We start from the raw sequence: 21,722 nt of genomic DNA on the forward strand, positions 1-21,722 counted from the left end.
ATTATTAAAATCGGAGATATTTAAAAGTAAGAAATACATTTTCAATGATTTTAAGCACGCAAAGAATAAAATTAATAATTACATCAAATTTTTTAATGGGGATAGAATCTCATTAAAAATGGCTGCACTTATAGAAGCGCAGCCAAGTAACTAACTTTTATTTTTTCCGTGTCTACTTTACAGGGTGATGTTCATTCATTTGTACATGAACTTGTTGGCTTCAATGATAAAAGGAGCTGTACGATGTCCCAGCCCCTCTCATTCGTGTATTTAAGATAATGCTTGTTTCAGCGCCTCACCTGAGTTTCGCCACATCTCTGCATTATGCGTTTCTAAAAATGTTTTTAATACGTGTTTGTTTGCTTCCCCAATATGATCAATGATGACTTTATGTTTCATTGATTTGTCCATCATATTGACGTGTTCTGGCATGCTTTTATAGCCACGTTTAATAGATTTGTTGACGAGCAAATAAGCAGCTGTTAAACCAGCATAATAAGGACCTTGCTCACCACGTTCTGTCGTCACCCAGCATAACCAATATGCTTTAGCACCTTCAACGTTCACAGTGTCCTTATCTGTAATCCATTTTACTCCACGTTCTACATCCGCACGTGCATGCATCGCACCAATATCTATAAACGCTTCTTGCGCCTCAATATCTATAAACACAGGTGCCACATTATCTAAACTAATCGACCCAATATTTGTCCCTTTATGACCGTCTAAAGGATCGTTTTTAATAATATTAAACTTAAAGCCTTTTTGTTCTGCCACGATTATACCTCCTGTAGCATGCGACATTAATGTGTCGTTCTCTAATATTATATCAATGAGTATTCCTTCAATTATGAATTGAGTTCATTTAATAAATTGATAATAGCCCCTTTAATTTCCAGGTTTTCAATTTTTAGAACTAACTCTTTTGGATAATACAATTTATAGTCTTCTCTTTTAATACCAGTAATACTTGAAATAATCAGTGATTGACTACTGATTTCACGTATCCCACCGTTAGGTTGAAGTAAATGAATCGGTTGTCGATTAGAACCTGGGCGATCATAATCATAAGGTAAATCAGAAAATGAATCACTTACAAAGTAATAATCAGGATCAATACCACCTTTTTCAAAGAGTTCACGTAATTCTGAAATGGTAATAATAGACCCATCAAAAGGAATAAATTTAAATAAGTCACGATTAATAAAACGCCGAGCTAAATCACTCAAAATCGGGTCGGATTCTTTCGTCCAACTTTTCATATAATAAGTGACATCCGTTTCGTCTAATTTAATATATTCTTCAATCGTTACACGTTCCTCAAAAAACGGTATAAAATCTATTGGAACAGTATCAAAATGATAACCTGTTTCATATAAATATTTTGCACGTTTAAAACAGTTATTTAAAAGCACTTCACCGCCACGACTTACTGCATGAAAATAGATTTGCCAATACATTTGGTAACGGCTCATAATAAAGTTTTCAACCGCATGCATGCCGCTCTCTTTAATTAACACTTCATTTTCAGACGGACGCATTAAGCGTAAAATACGCTCCATATCAAACATGCCATAAGACACACCTGTAAAATACGCATCACGTTGTAAGTAATCCATACGGTCTGCATCAATTTGAGAAGAAATCATTGAAATCACAAGTTTATTGTGATGTGTTTTATTAATCACTTCAGCAACTGCTTGTGGAAAATCTGGGCTTACACGCCGTAATACTTGGTTGACTTCTGTATGGCCAGTAATGATGGCTTGTGTAAATTTTTCATGATCAGTATTAAATATTTTTTCAAAACAATGGGAAAATGGACCGTGTCCTAAGTCATGAAGCAACGCGGCGCACATCGCTAATGGACGGTCTTCATCTCGCCATGCATCTCGTCCACTGAATGATTCATCTATCATGCGACGCACAATTTCATACACACCTAGAGAATGTCCAAAGCGACTATGTTCAGCCGTATGAAATGCTAGATTTAATGTCCCTAACTGTTTAATACGTCGTAACCTTTGAAACTCTTTCGTTTTAATTAAATCCCAAATAAGTTGGTCTTTCACATGAATATAGCGATGTATCGGGTCTTTGAATACTTTTTCTTCTGATAATTTACGGTTGACATACGGTATCTCTGACAAACGAGATCCCTCCTTAACCCATCATGTAGTGAGTGTTTTTTTCATTAAAGCCAAGTGCATTGTTTCCTCATACATTTCTCTTTCATATGTACGTATGATTTCAAAACCTTCTTTTTCATAGAATGCCACACCACGTTCATTTTGTGTATCAACCTCTAAATATACTGCGTCATATTGCCCTTTAAAATGCGCGAAACCTTGCTCTAATAGTAAACGTCCAAAACCTTTACGTTGCGAGTGAGGACGTACGTAATGCGCAGATAAATATAACTCAGTGCCACTAATAAAGTTGGCAAATCCAACGACGTCTCCATCCTCAATTGCGACTAAAAACAGTTGGTCTTCTAAACGTTTTAAGAGGTGACTTTCATTATATGAAGCAGCTAATAACGCATTAACCGTTGAAGCTGCATAAATATCTAAATATGTGTTGTACCATGCTTTTGTTGCAACATCTCGAATGCCAATAACATCCTTAGGTGTAGCAATTCTTACTTCATACATTCCTAAACCGCTCCCTTAAATAAAAATCAATGCGCAATGTAGGGTTAAAACACCACTCATACAATACGCATTAATCACATTGAATATATTATATTATAGCATAAGATACCGATTTTGACGTACCTTCGACGCTTGGAATTGCACGTTTAATCTATTGAAGCAAGAAAGTTACTATTCCATCTTTCAGCTTCTTTCATCGCATATTGATCTTGTTCAATATCACCAGGTTTTTCCGCATAGCCAATCAAATAACTCGCAAGATGTGCGCCTAAAAATTGCAAACTATATTCGATCTGTTGCACGCAAGGGAGCGCTTTAATTCTCGGACTATCGCCACCAACCAGTACAAGTCGGAAATTAATTTTTTGCATTTTTGCTTTAAAATCTTGATAACGTGGATCTTGTAGCGTTTCAGACCAATGATCAATAAATGATTTTAACGTTGCGCTAATACTATACCAATACACTGGTGAAGCAAAAATCACTTCATCACTCTCTAAAACTTGATCAATCACACGTTGATAATCATCATTATATTCTAAAATCTGACTATCATAATGCCGTACATCTCTAACTGGTTTTAAGGTGAGTTGCGTTAAATCAATCCATCGATAATCTTGACCTTCTAAAATTTTTTCAGTTAATGTTGCTGTGTTTCCATTTTCTCTACTTCCACCAAATAACACTGTAATCATTTTTAACACCTACAAACATAAACATATTGCGTTCGTAGAAACTATTCCCCTTGTACAGAAGTTTAAGCATACAATTTTCACTAATTTCCCCAGAATACAAACACACTCAATTCAATCAAATATTTCATTGATACAAAGCATATCTAATAAAAAAGAGAACGGGGTTACCCATTCCCATTCTCTTAAAAGATTTAAATGTATTGAATTAAAACAACACTGTCTTAGCTCTGTTGTTTACGTTTCGCTAATTTTTCTTTAAGTTTACGATCTTGCTCTTCTTTGCGTCGTTTACGTTCTTCATTACGTTGACGCAAACGTTCCTCTTCTTCAGGATCTCGTGGCTTTTCTAACTGTTTTACCACTTTTTCCATGAGCTCTTCTTCTGTCAGTGCAGCAAGAGGACGATTATTAACAAAGGCGAAAGTTTTACGTCGACCTGGTCCACAATACGATTGGCAACCAATTTCAATTTCAGCATCAGGGTCAATTTTTTTCAATTTGTTCATGACACTTTTTAAATTCACTGCTTGGCAATCATCACAGACCATGAATTTATTTTTCAACTACGCCACACCTTTCCTTAAATGATAACTCTACTTATTTTACTCTTTTTTGTTATTTTTTCAAGGTGTTGGCAAATAAATTATGACATAATTAATCATTTTAATTTTTAATTGGCAAGCTTTGTGTAATGTCGATACCTAAAATAGGTGGTACTAAGAAATAGACAATTAATATAATAACAACAATACTCAACATATTCATGACAAACCCTTTAATAGCCATTTCTTTAATTTGAATTTTACCTGTTCCAAAAACAATGGCATTCGGAGGTGTGCCCACTGGCAACATGTACGCACAATTAGCTGCCATTGCTGCAGGGACCATGAGCAATAAAGGATGAACGTGTATAGCTACAGATAATGTCGCTAAAATAGGTAATATCATTGTAGCTGTTGCCGTATTTGAAGTGATTTCAGTTAAGAACAAAATAAATATTGTGATTACAATGACGATGATAATCGGACTCACACCATTAAGTAATGTTAATTGTTCACCTAACCATTTGGCCAAACCACTATCTTGAATACCTTTGGCAAGTGCGAGACCGCCACCAAATAAAATTAATACACCCCATGGTAAATCTTTAGCAATTGTCCAATCGATAATACGACGATGTTGTTGTTTAGCCGGGATTAAGAAAAGTAATACCGACACAAACATAGCAATCGTGCCATCTGCTACAAATGCTGTAGGCGCCCACTTCGCCAATAGAAATTCTCGTGATACCCATAAAAAACTTGCAAGTAAAAATACTGTGAAAACAACTTTTTCTTCATATTTCACTTTTCCTAGCGCTTTGAGCTTTGTTTCAATTACTTGTTTGCCACCGGGTAACGTTTTCATATCATGCTTAAACGCAATAAATTTAAAATATAGCCACGCGAGAAACAAGAGCAAAATGACTGCTGGCACTCCAACCATCATCCAACGAGCAAAACTTAATTCTTCACCAAAATGTGACGCATACTGACCTTTTAAAATAATTAGTGGTGGTGTCCCTATTAACGTCCCAAGTCCACCAATTGTTCCAGCATATCCGATGCCGAGTACTAAGGACCGTTCAAATTTAGAAATACTTTCATCGTTCGTTTGATCCGTTTTTAATTCATGGACTTCTTTTACAATCGCAAGCCCTATCGGAATCATAATCATAACAGCCGCTGTATTCGATACAAACATCGAAAGTCCGCCGGTAGCGACCATAAAGCCGAGTAATATACGGCCTGTACTCGTTCCGATACTGTTAATAATTGTAAGCGCGATACGCGTATGTAAATCCCATCGTTCCATTGCAACTGCCAATATAAAGCCTCCCAAAAAGAGATAGATAATATCGTTCCCATATTGTGCGGATACTGTTGCACTATCCATCACTTTTCCAAGAGGTAATAAAATTAACGGCAGTAAGCTGGTCGCTGGTATAGGGATGGCTTCTGTAATCCACCATACAGCAATCCAAGCCGTAATCGCTAACACATAAACGCCTTGAAAGGCTAAATTTTCAGGTTTAAAAAAAAGTAATGTCACTATAAATAACAATGGACCTAAAATGAGCCCAATCCATTGTGCCTTAGAGTATGACGGTTGACGTTCTGCTTGCTTTTTCGAAAAATAAGTTAATAATTGAGACTGATTTTGCATCAAAACACCCTTCCCCCTTTACACACCCTATTTGGTAGCGCTACCAAATAGGATATTTTAAATATAATAGCATAATTAATAGGGAATTAATATATACTTTTTCATAAACAATGTGTCATATATGTTAGGAATTACAAATTAATTTTAATAACTAAATCAAATAAAAAAAACGAGATGAACATAACCGCTTCAAGAGACAGTTACGTTAATCTCGTTCAATTGATTATTCAATATGTTTGCGTTTCGGTTTTATAATTTGTACTGGTTTTCGTATAAAAGATTTGGCAATCTGATCTGAAAATAATAGTCCGACAGCTATGGCGCCTGCGATAAGTGTTGCCCGTATAAAAATGACATTAGCCTCATTAAAATCAAGCGTTAGCAACTTTTGAGCTGCCTTAAAAAAGATACTTCCTGGGACTAAGGGGATGATGCCTGGTACCATAAAAATAATGACTGGCGACTTCATCACTCGTGCCATAACATGACTTAAAATGCCCAATGTAAAACTCCCTAATAAACTTGCGTAAATGCTATCGACATTAAGAATAACTGTCGCAATATGAAAAATGATATATCCAAATCCTCCGCATAAGCCAGCTGGGATAAAGAGCCGCTTAGGTGCGTCATATACAAAAGCAAAACAGAAGGCGGTTAAGAAACTAAATATAAACATAAAAACTAAAACCATCATTTAACCTCCTATTAATAAAAATGCTGTTGTTATTCCCGCACCAATACCAAACGATGTCACAATCGCCTCTAAAAATTTTGCAGTAAACATGAGCATGTGTCGTTCAAATAAATCTTGAATAGCTGTCGTTATTAACACGCCCGGCACTATTGGCATGACTGCTGCAGTAATAATAGAACCTAAATTCGGACTTTGTAGCCACATATTTATAGAAAGAGCGACAAGACCTATGACCAATGAACCAATCATATCAGGGATAAAAAGCGTGAGTTGTTTTCCCTTCATAAACTCGGTAACTAAAAAGCCTAAAGCACCAGCTAGAGCTGCTGGAAATAATTCCAACCAACCGCCACCAAGTAGGTATAAAAAGCTCATCGAAATCATCCCTGCAAACAACATTTTGTGACCTAGATGATAGCGTTTTGTATTTTTATCAATGTCTTTTAATGCTTGATATGCTTCTTTGTATGACAATTCATTTCTCGCAATTTGGCGAGATACTTGGTTCACTAAAAAGATTTTGCGTAAATTCGTATCATTTTTGTTAATTTTTACCATGCGTGATTCATGGTCAGGTGACAACGAAAAATCAATGAAAATATTTAACGCATAACCTTGTACTTCATGAAATCCATAACTCGCCGCTATGCGGACCATCGTATCTTCTATACGTTTTGCTTCAGCACCTGATTCAAGCAAAATACGGCCCGCAAGAATAATAATATTGGCAACGTCTCTATCTGTTGGTAATGTATGCGACACGTTGTCACCTTCTTTCTCTATCAATGTTAAATGTTTTTTCTAACCGTAAACCAGTACAGTGGGACACCCATTAATAACCCTATGACAGCAATACCTGCTCCCAGAGGATCGGAAACCAATGTATTAATAATAATAAACATGCCACCTAAAAGTGCTAATATCGGAAGCACTGGATAGAATGGTACAGAAAATGCACGTGGCTTTCCTTTATTTTGACGTCTTAAAATAAACAACCCAATAAAGGCAGCCATATAAAAGAAATAAATAATAAAAATGGTAATCTCTGATAAATAATCGGCATCAAAAACCGTCGGGAATGTCAAACTTAACGTTAAAATGATTAGAGTTAATATCGACATGACCGTATGCGCACCAATTGGAGTTTCAAATCGTGGACTCACGTATCTGATACCTTTCGAACCAGGTAACAAGCCATCTTGCGCCATAGCGAATGGAATACGTGGAAATGTCATTACTTTCCCATTCAACGTACCGATAATCGAGACAATCAGTCCTATATTGACAATCTTTGCACCAATACCTCCAAAAAGTACAATCGCCGCTTCAGCACTCACATTGTTACCAAAGCTTAAAATGTCCGAGGCTGGCAACACTTTAAATATCGCCACATTGATTAATACGTAAACCAGTGTCACTGTTAAAATACCGATAAACATTGCTAATGGTAAATGCTTTTGTGGATTTTTCATCTCACCTGACATCGTCGTCAACATAATCCATCCGTCATAAGCGAAAAGTGTCGCAAGTACAGCGCGCCCAAAGTTAACTGTGCCATCTTTATTTAAAATCAGCTCAGTGACATCTTGACCGAAAATGCCTGCTTGACCATAAATTAATCCAAATACGACGATAGCAATAATTGGGATTAATTTAGCTAATGTTGTGACATTTTGAACTGCATTCGCATAATATGTTCCTACCATATTGGTGATAAGTAAAAACAGAAAAATTCCTGCACCTATAGGAATAATCCAAAATTGGGACAAGGCAAAGAAGTTTGTAATCAATATGCCTAAAAATAAAATCAAAGATACGATAATGGCCGGCCCGTAAAGTACCGTTAATGTGTACCCTGTTAAAAATCCCCAAAACGATCCATAAATATCTTTAATATATGCGTATAAGCCACCAGTACGCGTGATTTGAGCCCCTACTTCGGCAATTGTTAAACCAGATGCGAGTGTTAACACACCCCCAATTACCCAAGCCCATAAAGCCATATTACTCGTTCCTGCATAGGCTAAAACGGAACTTGGCTTTACAAATACGCCCGAACCAATGATTGTTCCTACAATGATAGTCACAGCTGTAAATAGTCCAATCGTGGGTTTCAATGTATGTTTATCCGACTGCATGCCTTCGCCTCCCTCATTGAAATCTTAACGATTCAACTATAACATGAAACGTCATATAAAATTGTAGTAAAATCATCTTTGTTGAAAAAGTTGCTTGAAGTCAGCATTTGAAACACGTAACCGAATCATGTTCCACCTTTGGGGAGTCTCATAAATATTTTATCGCATTAAAATAGCCCTCAATGTTCATCAACCGATGACTTTGACGGCTATTTGTATTAAAGTGGGACGAGCACCCACCTCGCTTCTTATCTATTAAATTTCAAAAAATGTTTTTAACATCGTTGTATCTAAACGATTACCTATGAAGAAGCTACCAAATTCTCCATATCTCGCAGTTGTTTCATCAAAGCGCATTTCGTACACAATTTTCTTGAATTGAAGCACGTCTTCCGCAAACAACGTTACACCCCATTCAAAATCGTCAAAACCAACAGAACCTGTAATGAACTGTTTAATTTTACCTGCATATTTACGTCCAATCATACCATGATCGTACATTAATTTCTGACGTTCCTCCATCGATAACATATACCAGTTATATGTTTCATTACGACGTTTATTCATCGGATAGAAACAGATGTATTCAGTCGTAGGAAGTTCCGGATAAAGACGTGATTTAATATGTGGGTTTTCATATGGATCTTCATCTGATTTGCCAGCAAGATAATTACTTAACTCAATCACCGATACATAAGAATATGTAGGAATCAAATGATCTGAAATGGCTAATTTATTTAATTCATTTTCAATTTTCGTTAAGTCTTTCATTTCTGGACGTAAAAACCATAAGAAGATGTCCGCTTTTTGACCCGTAATATTATACATTACATGGTCGCCCTGACCTTGGTCTTTCACGCCTTTTAATTCATTTAATTTATTTTCAAATTCTGTTATCATATTGTGTCGTTCTTCTTCAGGTACTAAACGCCAAGAAGCCCATTCTACTGCATAAAACAAATGTAAACTGTACCATCCATCTAAAGTCTCTGCTGCATGACTCATTCATGAACACTCCTTTAATTTAATCTCTAACTTATTAAAGTTTATCATACTCCTTTCTCAAGACCGAACGTTACGATTAGTAACATTTTATGAACAAAATAATAAACAAAGTAGCTATAAAGTATATACGTTGCGTTTTCAAAATGCGCACAATGACTATCAATTCTAAATTGAATCCAATCATGATCCACATTTAACTATATTGAGAATTTAAACGGTAATTATACCTTTATATCAGTTACCATTTACAAAATTATAATAGGATTTCTTCGATAAAACGCCCCCTTGGAAAAGTCATATTAATTATCGTATAATTACAATGGCATGAAATGTTGAAAGGAAAGTAGAGGAGGACAAATATGTCTAGTTTATTAGATGTTTTAAAAGAAAAATTATCAGGACAAAATGTTCGTATCGTATTACCAGAAGGTGAAGATGAGCGTGTCTTAACTGCAGCAGTTGACTTACAACAATCTGATTATGTGACACCAATCGTATTAGGTAACAAAGCGAACATTGAAACACTTGCTAAAGATAAAGGGCTTTCTATCGATGGCTTAGAAATCATTCAACCCGATTCAAGTGACTTAAAAGCAGATTTAGTTGCTAAATTTGTCGAACGCCGTAAAGGTAAAGCAACTGAAGAGCAAGCGCAAGAATTATTAAACAATGTGAACTACTTCGGTACAATGCTTGTTTATGCGGGTAAAGCTGACGGTTTAGTTAGTGGTGCTGCACACTCTACAGCAGACACAGTACGTCCTGCATTACAAATTATTAAAACTAAACCAGGCGTGTCTAAAACGTCAGGTATCTTCTTCATGATTAAAGAGGATCAACAATATATTTTCGGAGACTGTGCAATTAACCCTGAACTCGGTGCATCTGACTTAGCTGAAATCGCTGTTGAAAGTGCAAAATCAGCACAAAGCTTCGGTATGGATCCTCGCGTTGCAATGTTAAGTTTCTCTACAAAAGGTTCTGCAAAATCAGATGATACTGAAAAAGTTTCTGAAGCGGTTCAACTTGCGCAAGAGAAAGTTGAAGCGGAAGGCTTATCTAACGTAGTCATCGACGGTGAATTCCAATTTGATGCAGCTATCGTTCCTGAAGTAGCAAAGAAAAAAGCACCGGGCGCTAAAATTCAAGGTGACGCGAATGTATTTATTTTCCCAAGCTTAGAAGCGGGTAATATCGGCTATAAAATCGCACAACGTTTAGGTGGGTTTGACGCAGTAGGTCCTGTGTTACAAGGTTTAAATTCACCTGTTAACGATTTATCACGTGGTTGTTCAAGTGAAGATGTCTACAACTTATCTATCATTACCGCTGCGCAAAGTTTACAATAATGGACTTAACCTCTAAATATTTTAAGGATATCGCATGGCGCTATGTTGATCATGCAACGGGTTTAGCGCCGATGCAATCCTTTGCTTTTGATGATACGTTTTCTGAAAGTGTAGGCAAAGACACGTCACCAAATGTTGTTCGCACATGGATACATCAACATACCGTCATTTTAGGCATTCATGACTCCCGGCTACCTTACTTAAAAGATGGCATTCAATTTTTAACGGATGAAAAAGGCTACAATGCTATCGTGCGTAATTCAGGTGGTTTAGGTGTGGTATTAGATCAAGGAATATTAAATATTTCTTTAATGTTCAAAGGAAAAACAGAAACGTCCATTGATGAAGCTTTTACAGTTATGTATTTACTCATAAGTAAAATGTTTGAGGATGAAAATGTAGATATTGATACGTTTGAAATTACACATTCATATTGCCCAGGAAAATTCGACTTGAGTATCAACCATCAAAAATTTGCGGGTATCTCCCAAAGACGTGTTCGTGGAGGTATTGCTGTCCAAATTTATTTATGTGTTGAAGGGTCTGGTAGTGAACGGGCACAATTAATGAAAGACTTCTATGAACGGGCGTTAAAAGGTGAAATAACGAAATTCACCTACCCTGACATTCATCCGCATCATATGGCATCGCTTCAAGAGCTATTCCAAAATGATATTAAAGTGCAAGATGTCATGTTTAAGTTGTTGCATGCGATCAAAGACTTAGGTGGCACACTCACTACGGATCCTATCACATCTGAAGAATGGGCCCGTTATGAGTACTATTATCAGCGCATGTTAGAGCGCAATGCTAAAATGAATGAACGCGTATTATAATACCGATAACGTAATATAGTTGTCTCGTTCACACTATTTGTCATAGCCCCCTGCAAAATTGTAGATGCATCGCATTTATAACATGTAAAAAGCCTTCGATATTCACTTAATATTGAATATCGAAGGCCATTTTTATTCATTTGAAATATAATGTGATTTACCCTTTAAGAAAAAGCTAAGTACAAATGCTAAGAAACTTAACGCTGTCGCAATCCAAAAAGCACTATTTACGCCATCTACAGACGCAAGCACTTTATATAATTTTGTAATTGCACCCATTGCTTGTTCTTGTCCCCCTAGTTTTTGCGCCATCATTTGTAATTGATCTTTAATAAACGGATTGGTTTTATCAAAATGTTGTTGAAAAGTTGAAAAATGCGTTTCCGTTTGTCGTGTCATTACAGTAACTAAAATCGCTGTACCAATTGAGCCAGCCAATTGACGAGACGTATTCATGAGCGCATTTCCATGTGAAATCAATCTTGACGGTAAAGCATTCATACCCGCTGTCATAATTGGCATCATAATAAAACTCATCCCAAATGAACGTAAAATATAGATCATTAAAATCGAAACATATGGGGTATCCATTGTTAATTTTGTAAGCTCCCATGTTGCGTAAGTCATAATTGCTAAACCAACAATGGCGAGCGGTTTAATGCCAATGGTATCTAATAACTTTCCAGCTATCGGCCCCATTAATCCCATGATAATGGCTCCCGGTAATAATAATAACCCTGAATCTAATGCGGAAAATCCTCTCAAATTTTGTAGATATAAAGGTAACAATATCATACCGCCAAATAAACTCATCGTCACAATCATGTTAATTAAGGCCGTTAATGTATAACCAGAATATTTTAATACGCTAAAATCTAACATTGGTAACTTCATCGTCATTTCACGTATTACAAACGCAGTGATGAAAATAACACCAATAATAAACATCGCTATAATTTCAAAAGAACCCCAGCCTTTATTACCCGCTTCACTGAAACCATATAATAACGCGCCAAACCCGAGGGTACTAAAGATAATGCCGGGTACATCAGCTTTCGGTTGTGTCGTTTTTTGATAAATTCCGAACCAAATATAGGAGATTGCAAATGAAATTAAACCAACTACAAACATCCCATAAAACATGATGTGCCAATCAAAATTTTCAACAATGTAGCCTGATAATGTAGGTCCGATAGCAGGTGCTAAAATCATCGCCACACCTAATATCCCCATGGCCATCCCACGTTTTTGAGGAGGAAAAATAGTCATGAACACATTCGTACCTAATGGCATGAGTACCCCTGCTCCAATAGCTTGAAGCACACGTCCTGTCATCATCACGGGGAAATTCCAAGCGATAGCACATACAAGCGAACCGATTGAAAAGACAATCATTGAAACTAAAAATAAACTTCTATATGAAAACTTTTGAAAAAAATACGCACTGACGGGTATGAGTATGCCATTTACTAACATAAACCCAGTCATCAGCCATTGTCCGGTAGATGCTGAAATATTAAAATCTGTATTAATTACCGGCAGCGCGGTGTTTAACAATGTTTGATTTAAAATGGTAATAAACATACCGAAAACCATCGCAATTAATATTTTATTACGCGTAATGCCTTTTTTAAAAACGTAGCTTGGTGCATCCTTTTCAGATGAGGGTTGTGTCGTATTTAATGTTGATTGACGTTCATGAATATCTTGCTTTTGAAAATGATGTGTCGATTGCGCCGTATTCGTCGCATGATGAGCTTGACCTTTAGCAAGACGTCTTTTTCTTCTAATTAAAATGACATTAAGGCATAAGATCATAATAAGGGCAACAATGATATATATAGTTACAAACATATTTTGTCCTCCCTTACATTAATTTTTATGAATGCTCACTTCCGCGTTCATACCTGGAACAACCCCTTTATCAGGCTGATTATCTAATTTGATTTTTACAGGCACAACTTGTCCTACTTTTGTATAGTTACTATCACTATTCGATGACGGCATTAAAGAGAAACTAGCAGCTGTCGCATTTCCAATTTGATCAACGTGACCCGTGATTTGACTGGATTGACCATCAATCGTCACATCCACTTTTTGACCGTCAGTTACATCTGTTACATCTGTTTCATCGATATTCGCTGTTACGTATAAATCGCTCATATTATAAGCATACGCAAGTGGCATGCCGGCTTGAACCATCCCTTTTTCTTGACCATCTAATTTAGCAATTGTGCCATCATGTGGCATTTTCACTTCAATCGTTTGAGGTTGACCGTCTTGACCTTGACCACGCACTTCAGCAACAACGTCTCCCTCTTTTACCTTTTCATTTTCTTTTACATTTAATTTCACGATTTCTCCAGAGACAGGACTTGCAATTTTCATTTGTGTACTATCTACTTTGGCATTATCTGTTTTTATATAATTAACTGATTGATTGTAAAAATAAAATGAAACAACACCTATAACTACCAATAGTAGTATTGTGACAATATTTATCATTATAATTTTCTTCATAATCTTCTCCTCCAAATAAATTAACAATACGTATTATATAACCTCAATCGATCAAAACATACAGACAATCTTTTTAAATGTGTCGGATAACTATATATAATATAATAGTAGGTGGTGATAATTATGATTAGAGGAAATGCACGTCATGCGATTATAAAATCAATGGTCGCGCTTTTAGAAGTTGAAAAGTTTGATTACATTACAATCAAACAAATTTGTGCAGAGAGTGGCGTTCATCGGTCAACTTTTTATGCACATTTTGAAGATAAATATCAGTTAATGGATACCATTCAGTCTTATCATATGAGAAAATATCATCGACTTATGCAATATACGAAAAACCTTATTGAGGGGAATCCTTTAGCAACTGTAAAGCAACGCTTACTTCAAGTATTTCGCCTATTATTTAAATATATGTATCGTTTTAAAACGTATTTTATGGGGCTCGTACTGACACAATCACAATATAAGCTTGTACGTGATTATATCCAATTTACAAAAGAGGGGTATTCATCAATACTTGAAGCACTGCCTCAATTACAACATACGACATACTTCATTGATTATACTGTAGGGGGACAACTTGCCATTATTTATTCATGGCTTTCTGGAGATTGCAAAGAAGACAGTGCGCAAATGGCTCAAATTCTTTATAACAATATTTTTAAAATCAACCGGTGATTGTTTTTATTTTGCACAGTGATTCATGTAAATTTTAAAGCACGTTAATAGGCCTGACTCTATTAAGACAGTCGCTACGCTATCTTAATGAGCAGGCCTTTTTATTGGAGAACTTTTTTGAAAATGAAAAACACAAAATGATATGTAGTGACTGTGCATATCTTTTGCTTAAATCTAATGTACCACGTTTTCTGAATTTTTGGGATAGAAATATTGAATATTTATTAATTTTTTATGAACATTTTACCTGATTGGCTTAAAAAGTTCATATTTTTTATTCTGGAGAATAGTGACGTTTTAATAATTCGTAATGATACATTGTTACGTAATCGCCACGTCTATACAACGACTCACGTGCCTCACCCATAAAACGAAACCCCGCTTTTTCTGCCACACGCTGACTCGCCTTATTCTCTTTTTGAGCACGAATTTCAAGGCGATTTAACTTTAATTCATTAAATGCGATAGCACATATTAGCTTTACTGCTTTCGTCATCACACCTTTTCCAGTCACATGTTGACTTAACCAATACCCCACTTCACCCTGGTTATTTAAAGTGTCTATTTTATGTAAATCGACCGCACCGATAAGTTGATGCGCTTCATAAATGAAATAAAGACGTGTTTTATTTTCCGCTTCTAAACATTGTATTTCTTTTAAAAAATTCACTTCATCTTCAATTGATTGCACGTGATCAATCCAATCTAAAAATTGACGTAAATGTGCACGTTCACGGTTTGCGACTTCAAACACTTCATGTGCATGTGTCGTATCTAACTTGACTAAACTATAACGTTCATCAATCGGTAATCTAAAATAATACATGCGACACAACCCCTTTTTTATAAAATTACTAACTATTAAAACACAAAATTTAAAAATATGCAAAAAGAGCACAATGAAATGTGATTAACAAATAACTATCGTGACATCATAAAAATCGCACTATAATTACAATGCACCCATCACACAATTGTAGAACTTTAACAATTATCACGCGCCAATCAGTTTAATGAAAATGGCTGACGTCAGACGATAAAAAATTGAGCCTCCAATTTTCATTTTAAATGAATATTGAAGACTCAATATAAAGGGACTGTGTACACCTTTTTAACGTATTATTTTTCTATCATTTTCACGACATCTTTATTATTCGCATCTAAAATTAATTTTGATAGTTCATCTTTATCCATTTTACGTAACTTCGGATAACGGATAAAAAAGAAAATAAGGCCTAAAACGGTCCAACCTGCCAATGCAATATAAGACGGACCTGATAAAGCAGCAGGCGACCATGGGAATAATAACAAGAATAAAAACACAAATGCTATCACCGATCCAACAATAGCAAAGGTTTTGTAAACTGGTCCATATGAGGGACTTGATTTGTCATAACTAAATAATTTTGTTGCAGCTAGACATGTAACAAAGTAAGCGACAGATACTCCTGTAGAAGACATGTCTACAATCCAAGTGAGTGCTGTACGCCCTAACCAAGGTGCAATCAATGTCAACGCTACTAAAAAGATAATTGCCACATAAGGCGTTTTATATTTCGGGTGTAATTTACTAAAAACCGTTGGCATAATGCCTGAACGCCCCATTGAAAACAATAAGCGACTTGAACTAAGCAAGAATCCATTCAATCCAGTAAAAATACCCATAATAATGGCAATTGCTAAAACGCCTAGACCTATCGTTCCAAATGCTTCACGTGTCACAGAACCTGTTAACCATAAATCTTGACTCGCACCACTTAACCATCCTGTATACAAAATCATCATTGTATACGTTAGGCCGGCAGCAATCAAACTATAAACAATCAGTTTAAATGTTTTATTCGGAGAGAAATTAAATTCCTCGGCTGTTTGAGGAATATTATCAAACCCGACATAAGCCCATGGTGCAACCGCTACAATCATGACTATCGCCTGAAACCATCCATATTTTGGACCATTGAGCGGTTTTAAATTGTCTAATGAAAAGTTCGAACCAAAGAAGGAACTGATAAAAAGTAATACGACCACTGTGACCATCGCAACACAAAAATAATATTGCAATGAACCTGAGACGCTTGCACCTTTTATCGCAATAAGCATAAATACGAGTAATAAGACTGTAGCTATGATAATTTCAGTGATGTATACATCCCAACCAGCAATCGTATATAATTTTCCAACTTCCAATAAGTCTGGTAGTAAAAATTTAATTAATAAACTAAACGCTGTCGCATTTAATGCAACAACACATATATATCCAAATGTTAAAAACCAAGATGAGAAAAAACTAACATAACGCCCGAATCCTAAATAACTAAACGCGAATCCTCCACCTGAAACTGGGAAGCGTTCGACTAAAGCGCCATAACTTACGGCAATCACTATCATGAGTAATGCACCAATTAAAATGCCAATTGATGCCGCAATCGGACCTGATTGTGCAATCCAGTCACCTGGTAAAATAAAGGACCCCCATCCTATACAAGAGCCGTAAGCAATCGCCCAAACAAACTTCTCTGATAAATTAGCTTGTAAATCTCCACGATCAATTTGATTGTGTTTATTTTGCATATACTATTCACCCCTTGTTACATTATACCGATGACTAAAAAATTAACAATCATTTTCTTAAACAAATTAAAAACACACATTTTATCATTAATTTGCCAAAGCAAATCTTGAAATGTGTGTTAAATAAATTATATTTTAAAAGCTGCAACCGCAAGCATTAGCCAACTTACGACGAATAAAACACCACCAATGGGCGTTATAGCTCCTAATACACTCACACCTGTGAGCGACAAAATGTATAATGAACCACTGAAGAACAGAATACCTAAAAACATAAGCCAACCGGCCCATCCTACATTTACGTCAAATGCACCACCAACAATACCAATCAGTACTAATCCCAATGCATGGTACATTTGGTACATCGTCGCTTTTTCCCAAACAGACATATAGTGTTCAGAGAGTTTTCCTTCTAAAGCATGTGCGCCGAATGCACCTGTGCCAACAGCGAATAGTGCATTTAATGCGCCTAAAATTATAAATACTTTCATAAGTTTCGCTCCTATCATTTATTAAAAGTCAAAAAGTGATTCTCCATTTCCTAAGGCATCATCTGTGATCATTCGAGGATTCGAAGGCGTGTGTGATGCATGTGACGCTTGTGATGGCACTTTACCACCCATTAAACGAATTTCTTCATCTGTTACCGTCTGTGCAGAGGATGAAGCGTGTGAAACGGTAGCTTGCTCCCCTTGCTTACGCTGTAAGGATGGTGCAGAAGATTGTGAAGCGGAATGTGAATATAATGATGTAAGCGTATGAATGGCATACATATGTTTATGAAATTCAGCATCCGAAGCAGATGCATCTGCTTTAACGAGTTCTGCTTCAATTAATTCGATAAGTTTATCTTTAATCATGCGTCTCCTCCTTTTTCACACCAATGAATGGGTGTTTTGCCTTGCTGTTCTAAATAAGCATTTGCTTGTGAATACGGTTTTGAACCAAAAAAACCACGATGTGCCGACAATGGGCTCGGATGGGGTGATTTTATAATAAAATGTTTTGACGTATCAATGAGGCGTTCTTTTTGTTGTGCAGGTTTTCCCCATAAAATAAATACAACACCCTCACGATTGTCTGAGATAGCTTGAATGATTTCATTGGTAAACGTTTCCCAACCAATATCTCGATGAGAGTGCGCTTCTCCATGGCGAACTGTAAGCACAGTATTTAATAACAGAACACCCTCTCGCGCCCAATCTTGCAAGTGTGGCGACGTACGATGACAGCCAATGTCAGCCTCTAACTCTTTATACATATTGCGTAACGAAGGTGGAAATTTCGCATTAGGTTGGACTGAAAAAGCAAGACCATGTGCTTGGTTCGGACCGTGATAAGGATCTTGACCTAAAATCACAACTTTGACATTGTCAAATGGTGTTAAATCAAACGCTTGGTATATATTTTTACGTTCTGGATAAACAATTTCAGTCGCATACTCTTTTTCTAAAAAATCATGCATTGCTTTAAAATCATGTTTTGATTTTATTTCATGAAAAATGGTGGACCATTCCATAACCTTCACCTCAGTTCACATTTTAACACAATTCAATGAAAAACTCGCCCGCGTTAAAACGAATATATTTCCACTTAAAGCCGTGCATGATATGATAATAATTAATAATTGAATTCGAGGAGTGTATAAATAATGGCATTAAAAAAAGTATTAACCATTGCAGGTTCTGACACAAGTGCTGGTGCTGGCATGCAAGCTGATTTAAAAACATTTCAAGAGCATGACACTTATGGCATGGTTGCACTTGCTGCAATTGTGACTATGGATAAAAACACATGGTCACACGATGTGACGCCAATTCCATTCGATGTGTTTAATAAACAACTCGAAACGGTCATTAGTATTGGCCCAGATGCCGTTAAAACAGGTATGCTTGGAACACAAGAAGTTATCAAACGTGCCGGGGAAGCTTTTACAAAGTCTGGCGCAAAGCATTTCGTTGTAGACCCTGTTATGGTATGTAAAGGGGAAGACGAAGTATTAAACCCGGGAAATACTGATGCAATGATTAAATATTTACTGCCAAAAGCAACTGTTGTGACGCCCAACTTGTTTGAAGCAGGTCAATTGTCAGGATTAGGCACATTAAAATCTATAGAAGATATGAAAAAAGCGGCTCAAATCATTCATGATCAAGGTGCACAACATGTAGTCATTAAAGGTGGTAAAGCACTGGATCAAGATAAGTCATATGATTTGTATTATGATGGTCAAACATTCTATCAATTAACGACAGATATGTTCCAACAAAGTTATAATCATGGTGCAGGATGTACGTTTGCCGCTGCAACGACAGCAAATTTGGCAAACGGCTTAACACCAAAAGAAGCTGTTATTAATGCAAAAGCGTTTGTTGCTTCAGCGATTAAAAATGGATGGAAAATGAACGACTTTGTAGGCCCAGTTGATCATGGTGCCGCTAACCGCATTGAAAAAATTGACGTTGAAGTTACAGAAATTTAAAAAATAAAGGTCACGCAAAATAACCAAATTAAATCAGACCTATAATAGAACCTTCAAAATCCATTATGTTGATTTTGAAGGTTTTTATGTTACTTGTAATATAAAAATATAATTAGCACATTTTTTCTCTTTTAAATGATGGTTTGGTTACTTTTAATAAAAGGTTTATTGCGTTATTTTTCAAAAAACAAAAATCGATCTAATGATACGCGCTAATGATTCACTAGACCGATGTATTATAAAACTTAAACTTATTAATTGCTATTTGATTTTATGACCATTTGCATCCAATTTAACAAGAGGCTGTCCTTCTACTTGTTTGTATGTACCCACAATCTCTAAATTATGATTGCGATAATTCACTGTCCACCCAGTGAGACCATTGTCCCAACGCACATTATCCCAAATATAATCTTTTGTATTGATGGGTTTTCCTTCAAATTTGTTAATCATCTCATACACTTGGCTTCGCGCATGTGCCATAGTTGCTGGGTTCTCTTTTCCTTCAAAATCTTTACGCGTTGCTTCATTTTCCATAGGATTTTTGTTTGTAAATTCAACTTTTTGTGATAGTTCGGTTAGTGATTTAAATTGTTTATTTTGGGCATATAACGTGTCTAAATCTAATTCTTTACCCGTTTCTAATAATTGTTGATACGTTCCTGGACTTTGCGTACCTCCGATAAATGCTTTATGCTTTCCAATTCCCATGACGGTATTAAACCCTTTTTTGGGCGGATAAACGCTATAAAATTTCATATCATCGGGTCCGTTTGTATACCCTTTTGATTCAATTAAATATAATTTATACAATTGTTTCTTTTGAGGTTTATTCAAATAATCTTGTTCGAAAACACCCGTTAAAATTTCTTCTTTCGATAATGTAAACGCAGTTGCTTCTGGTGATGAAAATACTAAAGCTGCTTTCATCTGATCCGACAATTTGGCGACGGCGTCCTCATGTGTAGTTTTCTTTGTTGTATTAGATGATGATGCTTGACTGTCCCTTGATGCTTTTTGTGATGTATCAGCAGAATCTTGCTTATGTGTGGCTGATTTTTCATCTTTATGAGATGGTTGTGCCGATTGTTGATCATTACCGCACGCTGATACTAAAACAAGGGTCATCACTATTAGAATCCACTTCTTCATCTGTCTTCATTCCTCCCCTAAATATGTCTATCATTTTTATGATATATATCACTCATTATTATAACATTCCAAATTATAAATTACTTTTTAAATTCTTAATATACTAATAATGCACTTAATAAAATAAAATACCTAAGCACTGTGAATGTTTCATCATTAAATATCGATTTATAAAGTTGAGCATCGTTTCATTTAAGTGAATCGGGTTCACATATTTTACTTTGTAAACTTTAGGATAGTGTTGTAGTAATTGCCAAACGCATTCATTAATCAATGACGCTATAAAAAATGGTATACAAACTATGCATACAAATTAATCAAAAATATTTTCTTTTTCTTCATATAATCTAACTTCATATACACCTAAATTCTTTTTACTCAACGCTCTAATCAAATCAGGAATAAATTGAATTTCTGATTTGATTAGCAACACAGTCATGTTATCGATATCCATAAATGTATAACTATGATGTTTAGGTAAATAGGGTTTAGTTAATTTTTCAATTGTTTTTATTGCATGCTTACGGACTTTATATAAATCCAACCCACCAATATTTAAAAGAAATATTTTTTGTTCGTCTGAATAATCCAAATTATCAATCAATTTCATATATAATCAACTCCTATAAATATTCCTTGTATTGTAACATATAAAACCACAATTTTATAAAAAATTAATTTTAAGTCTCCCCCCTGAATTTGAACTTTGTTAAATTTTCTTACGCCCTAAATGATTCCGT

24 protein-coding genes are annotated in these 21,722 nt (G+C 35.7%); 5 read left to right on the top strand and 19 right to left on the bottom strand.

Annotated elements, in window-relative coordinates; all coding sequences use genetic code 11:
* Window positions 1-154 (top strand): IS3 family transposase (locus CD172_RS13130; RefSeq protein WP_142384432.1); only part of this gene is annotated, 154 nt, incomplete at its 5' end.
* A gap of 116 nt (window positions 155-270) precedes the next feature.
* Here CD172_RS13130 and CD172_RS06515 read toward each other — a convergent pair.
* The 10 genes from CD172_RS06515 to hemQ form a co-directional block, all read right to left on the bottom strand.
* A complete protein-coding gene (locus tag CD172_RS06515; protein WP_103345840.1) occupies window positions 271-777 on the bottom strand; it encodes a YwhD family protein in 507 nt (168 codons plus the stop codon).
* A gap of 71 nt (window positions 778-848) precedes the next feature.
* Window positions 849-2,150, bottom strand: a complete 1,302-nt coding sequence (locus CD172_RS06520; protein WP_037566364.1) for an HD domain-containing protein — start codon at window positions 2,148-2,150, stop codon at window positions 849-851.
* 21 nt (window positions 2,151-2,171) lie between these two features.
* Complete coding sequence (locus CD172_RS06525; RefSeq protein ID WP_060552367.1) at window positions 2,172-2,654, bottom strand: GNAT family N-acetyltransferase; 483 nt, start codon at window positions 2,652-2,654, stop codon at window positions 2,172-2,174.
* A gap of 146 nt (window positions 2,655-2,800) precedes the next feature.
* Window positions 2,801-3,349: a flavodoxin family protein gene (locus CD172_RS06530; protein ID WP_037566362.1), complete on the bottom strand. Its 549-nt coding sequence runs from the start codon at window positions 3,347-3,349 to the stop codon at window positions 2,801-2,803.
* 221 nt (window positions 3,350-3,570) lie between these two features.
* A complete protein-coding gene (locus CD172_RS06535; protein ID WP_103345841.1) occupies window positions 3,571-3,912 on the bottom strand; it encodes a YuzB family protein in 342 nt (113 codons plus the stop codon).
* 100 nt (window positions 3,913-4,012) lie between these two features.
* Window positions 4,013-5,554 (bottom strand): SLC13 family permease, encoded by a 1,542-nt coding sequence (locus CD172_RS06540; protein WP_103345842.1) that lies wholly within the window; start codon window positions 5,552-5,554, stop codon window positions 4,013-4,015.
* Window positions 5,555-5,777: 223 nt separating this feature from the next.
* Window positions 5,778-6,245, bottom strand: coding sequence for a threonine/serine exporter family protein (locus CD172_RS06545; protein WP_037566360.1), 468 nt, complete (start codon window positions 6,243-6,245; stop codon window positions 5,778-5,780).
* A 3-nt stretch (window positions 6,246-6,248) separates the two neighbouring features.
* Window positions 6,249-7,010 carry a threonine/serine exporter family protein gene (locus CD172_RS06550; protein WP_234022047.1) on the bottom strand — a complete coding sequence of 254 codons (762 nt, stop codon included), beginning with the start codon at window positions 7,008-7,010 and terminating at the stop codon, window positions 6,249-6,251.
* Between the two features lie 26 nt (window positions 7,011-7,036).
* Window positions 7,037-8,386, bottom strand: coding sequence for an APC family permease (locus tag CD172_RS06555; RefSeq protein ID WP_060552364.1), 1,350 nt, complete (start codon window positions 8,384-8,386; stop codon window positions 7,037-7,039).
* A 255-nt stretch (window positions 8,387-8,641) separates the two neighbouring features.
* Window positions 8,642-9,391 (bottom strand): hydrogen peroxide-dependent heme synthase, encoded by a 750-nt coding sequence (gene hemQ, locus CD172_RS06560; RefSeq protein WP_103345843.1) that lies wholly within the window; start codon window positions 9,389-9,391, stop codon window positions 8,642-8,644.
* Window positions 9,392-9,750: 359 nt separating this feature from the next.
* Between hemQ and pta the strand changes: the two genes are divergently transcribed.
* The gene (gene pta / locus CD172_RS06565) at window positions 9,751-10,740 is read left to right on the top strand and encodes a phosphate acetyltransferase (protein ID WP_037566357.1); all 990 of its coding nucleotides are present in this window, start codon (window positions 9,751-9,753) and stop codon (window positions 10,738-10,740) included.
* Entirely contained in the window at window positions 10,740-11,576 is an 837-nt protein-coding gene (locus CD172_RS06570) for a lipoate--protein ligase family protein (protein WP_103345844.1), read from the top strand. The genes pta and CD172_RS06570 overlap by 1 nt, the downstream gene beginning before the upstream one ends.
* A 132-nt stretch (window positions 11,577-11,708) precedes the next feature.
* Here the strand turns inward: CD172_RS06570 and CD172_RS06575 are convergent, their stop codons facing one another.
* Window positions 11,709-13,430, bottom strand: coding sequence for a DHA2 family efflux MFS transporter permease subunit (locus CD172_RS06575; RefSeq protein WP_103345845.1), 1,722 nt, complete (start codon window positions 13,428-13,430; stop codon window positions 11,709-11,711).
* Window positions 13,431-13,448: 18 nt separating this feature from the next.
* Window positions 13,449-14,096: an HlyD family secretion protein gene (locus CD172_RS06580; protein WP_103345846.1), complete on the bottom strand. Its 648-nt coding sequence runs from the start codon at window positions 14,094-14,096 to the stop codon at window positions 13,449-13,451.
* A gap of 123 nt (window positions 14,097-14,219) precedes the next feature.
* Between CD172_RS06580 and CD172_RS06585 the strand changes: the two genes are divergently transcribed.
* Window positions 14,220-14,777 (top strand): TetR/AcrR family transcriptional regulator, encoded by a 558-nt coding sequence (locus tag CD172_RS06585; RefSeq protein ID WP_051879714.1) that lies wholly within the window; start codon window positions 14,220-14,222, stop codon window positions 14,775-14,777.
* A gap of 274 nt (window positions 14,778-15,051) precedes the next feature.
* Here CD172_RS06585 and CD172_RS06590 read toward each other — a convergent pair whose 3' ends face one another.
* From CD172_RS06590 to CD172_RS06610, 5 genes are all read right to left on the bottom strand, one after another.
* Window positions 15,052-15,603 carry a GNAT family N-acetyltransferase gene (locus tag CD172_RS06590; protein ID WP_103345847.1) on the bottom strand — a complete coding sequence of 184 codons (552 nt, stop codon included), beginning with the start codon at window positions 15,601-15,603 and terminating at the stop codon, window positions 15,052-15,054.
* Window positions 15,604-15,896: 293 nt separating this feature from the next.
* The gene (locus tag CD172_RS06595; RefSeq protein WP_037566352.1) at window positions 15,897-17,348 is read right to left on the bottom strand and encodes an APC family permease; all 1,452 of its coding nucleotides are present in this window, start codon (window positions 17,346-17,348) and stop codon (window positions 15,897-15,899) included.
* A gap of 128 nt (window positions 17,349-17,476) precedes the next feature.
* Window positions 17,477-17,839, bottom strand: a complete 363-nt coding sequence (locus tag CD172_RS06600) for a DUF423 domain-containing protein (protein WP_103345848.1) — start codon at window positions 17,837-17,839, stop codon at window positions 17,477-17,479.
* Between the two features lie 21 nt (window positions 17,840-17,860).
* Window positions 17,861-18,208 (bottom strand): DUF5327 family protein, encoded by a 348-nt coding sequence (locus CD172_RS06605; protein ID WP_103345849.1) that lies wholly within the window; start codon window positions 18,206-18,208, stop codon window positions 17,861-17,863.
* Window positions 18,205-18,867, bottom strand: coding sequence for a uracil-DNA glycosylase (locus CD172_RS06610; protein WP_103345850.1), 663 nt, complete (start codon window positions 18,865-18,867; stop codon window positions 18,205-18,207). Before CD172_RS06610 ends, CD172_RS06605 begins: the two co-directional genes overlap by 4 nt.
* 132 nt (window positions 18,868-18,999) lie before the next feature.
* Here CD172_RS06610 and thiD point away from each other — a divergent pair, with 132 nt between their 5' ends.
* On the top strand, window positions 19,000-19,830 hold the full coding sequence (gene thiD / locus CD172_RS06615) for a bifunctional hydroxymethylpyrimidine kinase/phosphomethylpyrimidine kinase (protein WP_103345851.1): 831 nt from the start codon (window positions 19,000-19,002) through the stop codon (window positions 19,828-19,830).
* A 261-nt stretch (window positions 19,831-20,091) separates the two neighbouring features.
* Here the strand turns inward: thiD and CD172_RS06620 are convergent, their stop codons facing one another.
* Together CD172_RS06620 and CD172_RS06625 are read right to left on the bottom strand one after the other, a co-directional pair.
* Window positions 20,092-20,982, bottom strand: a complete 891-nt coding sequence (locus tag CD172_RS06620; RefSeq protein ID WP_103345852.1) for a hypothetical protein — start codon at window positions 20,980-20,982, stop codon at window positions 20,092-20,094.
* Window positions 20,983-21,295: 313 nt separating this feature from the next.
* Window positions 21,296-21,592, bottom strand: coding sequence for a hypothetical protein (locus CD172_RS06625; RefSeq protein ID WP_103345853.1), 297 nt, complete (start codon window positions 21,590-21,592; stop codon window positions 21,296-21,298).
* Window positions 21,593-21,722: the final 130 nt, after the last annotated feature.

It is taken from the genome of Staphylococcus agnetis (assembly GCF_002901865.1).
Taxonomy (GTDB): domain Bacteria; phylum Bacillota; class Bacilli; order Staphylococcales; family Staphylococcaceae; genus Staphylococcus; species Staphylococcus agnetis.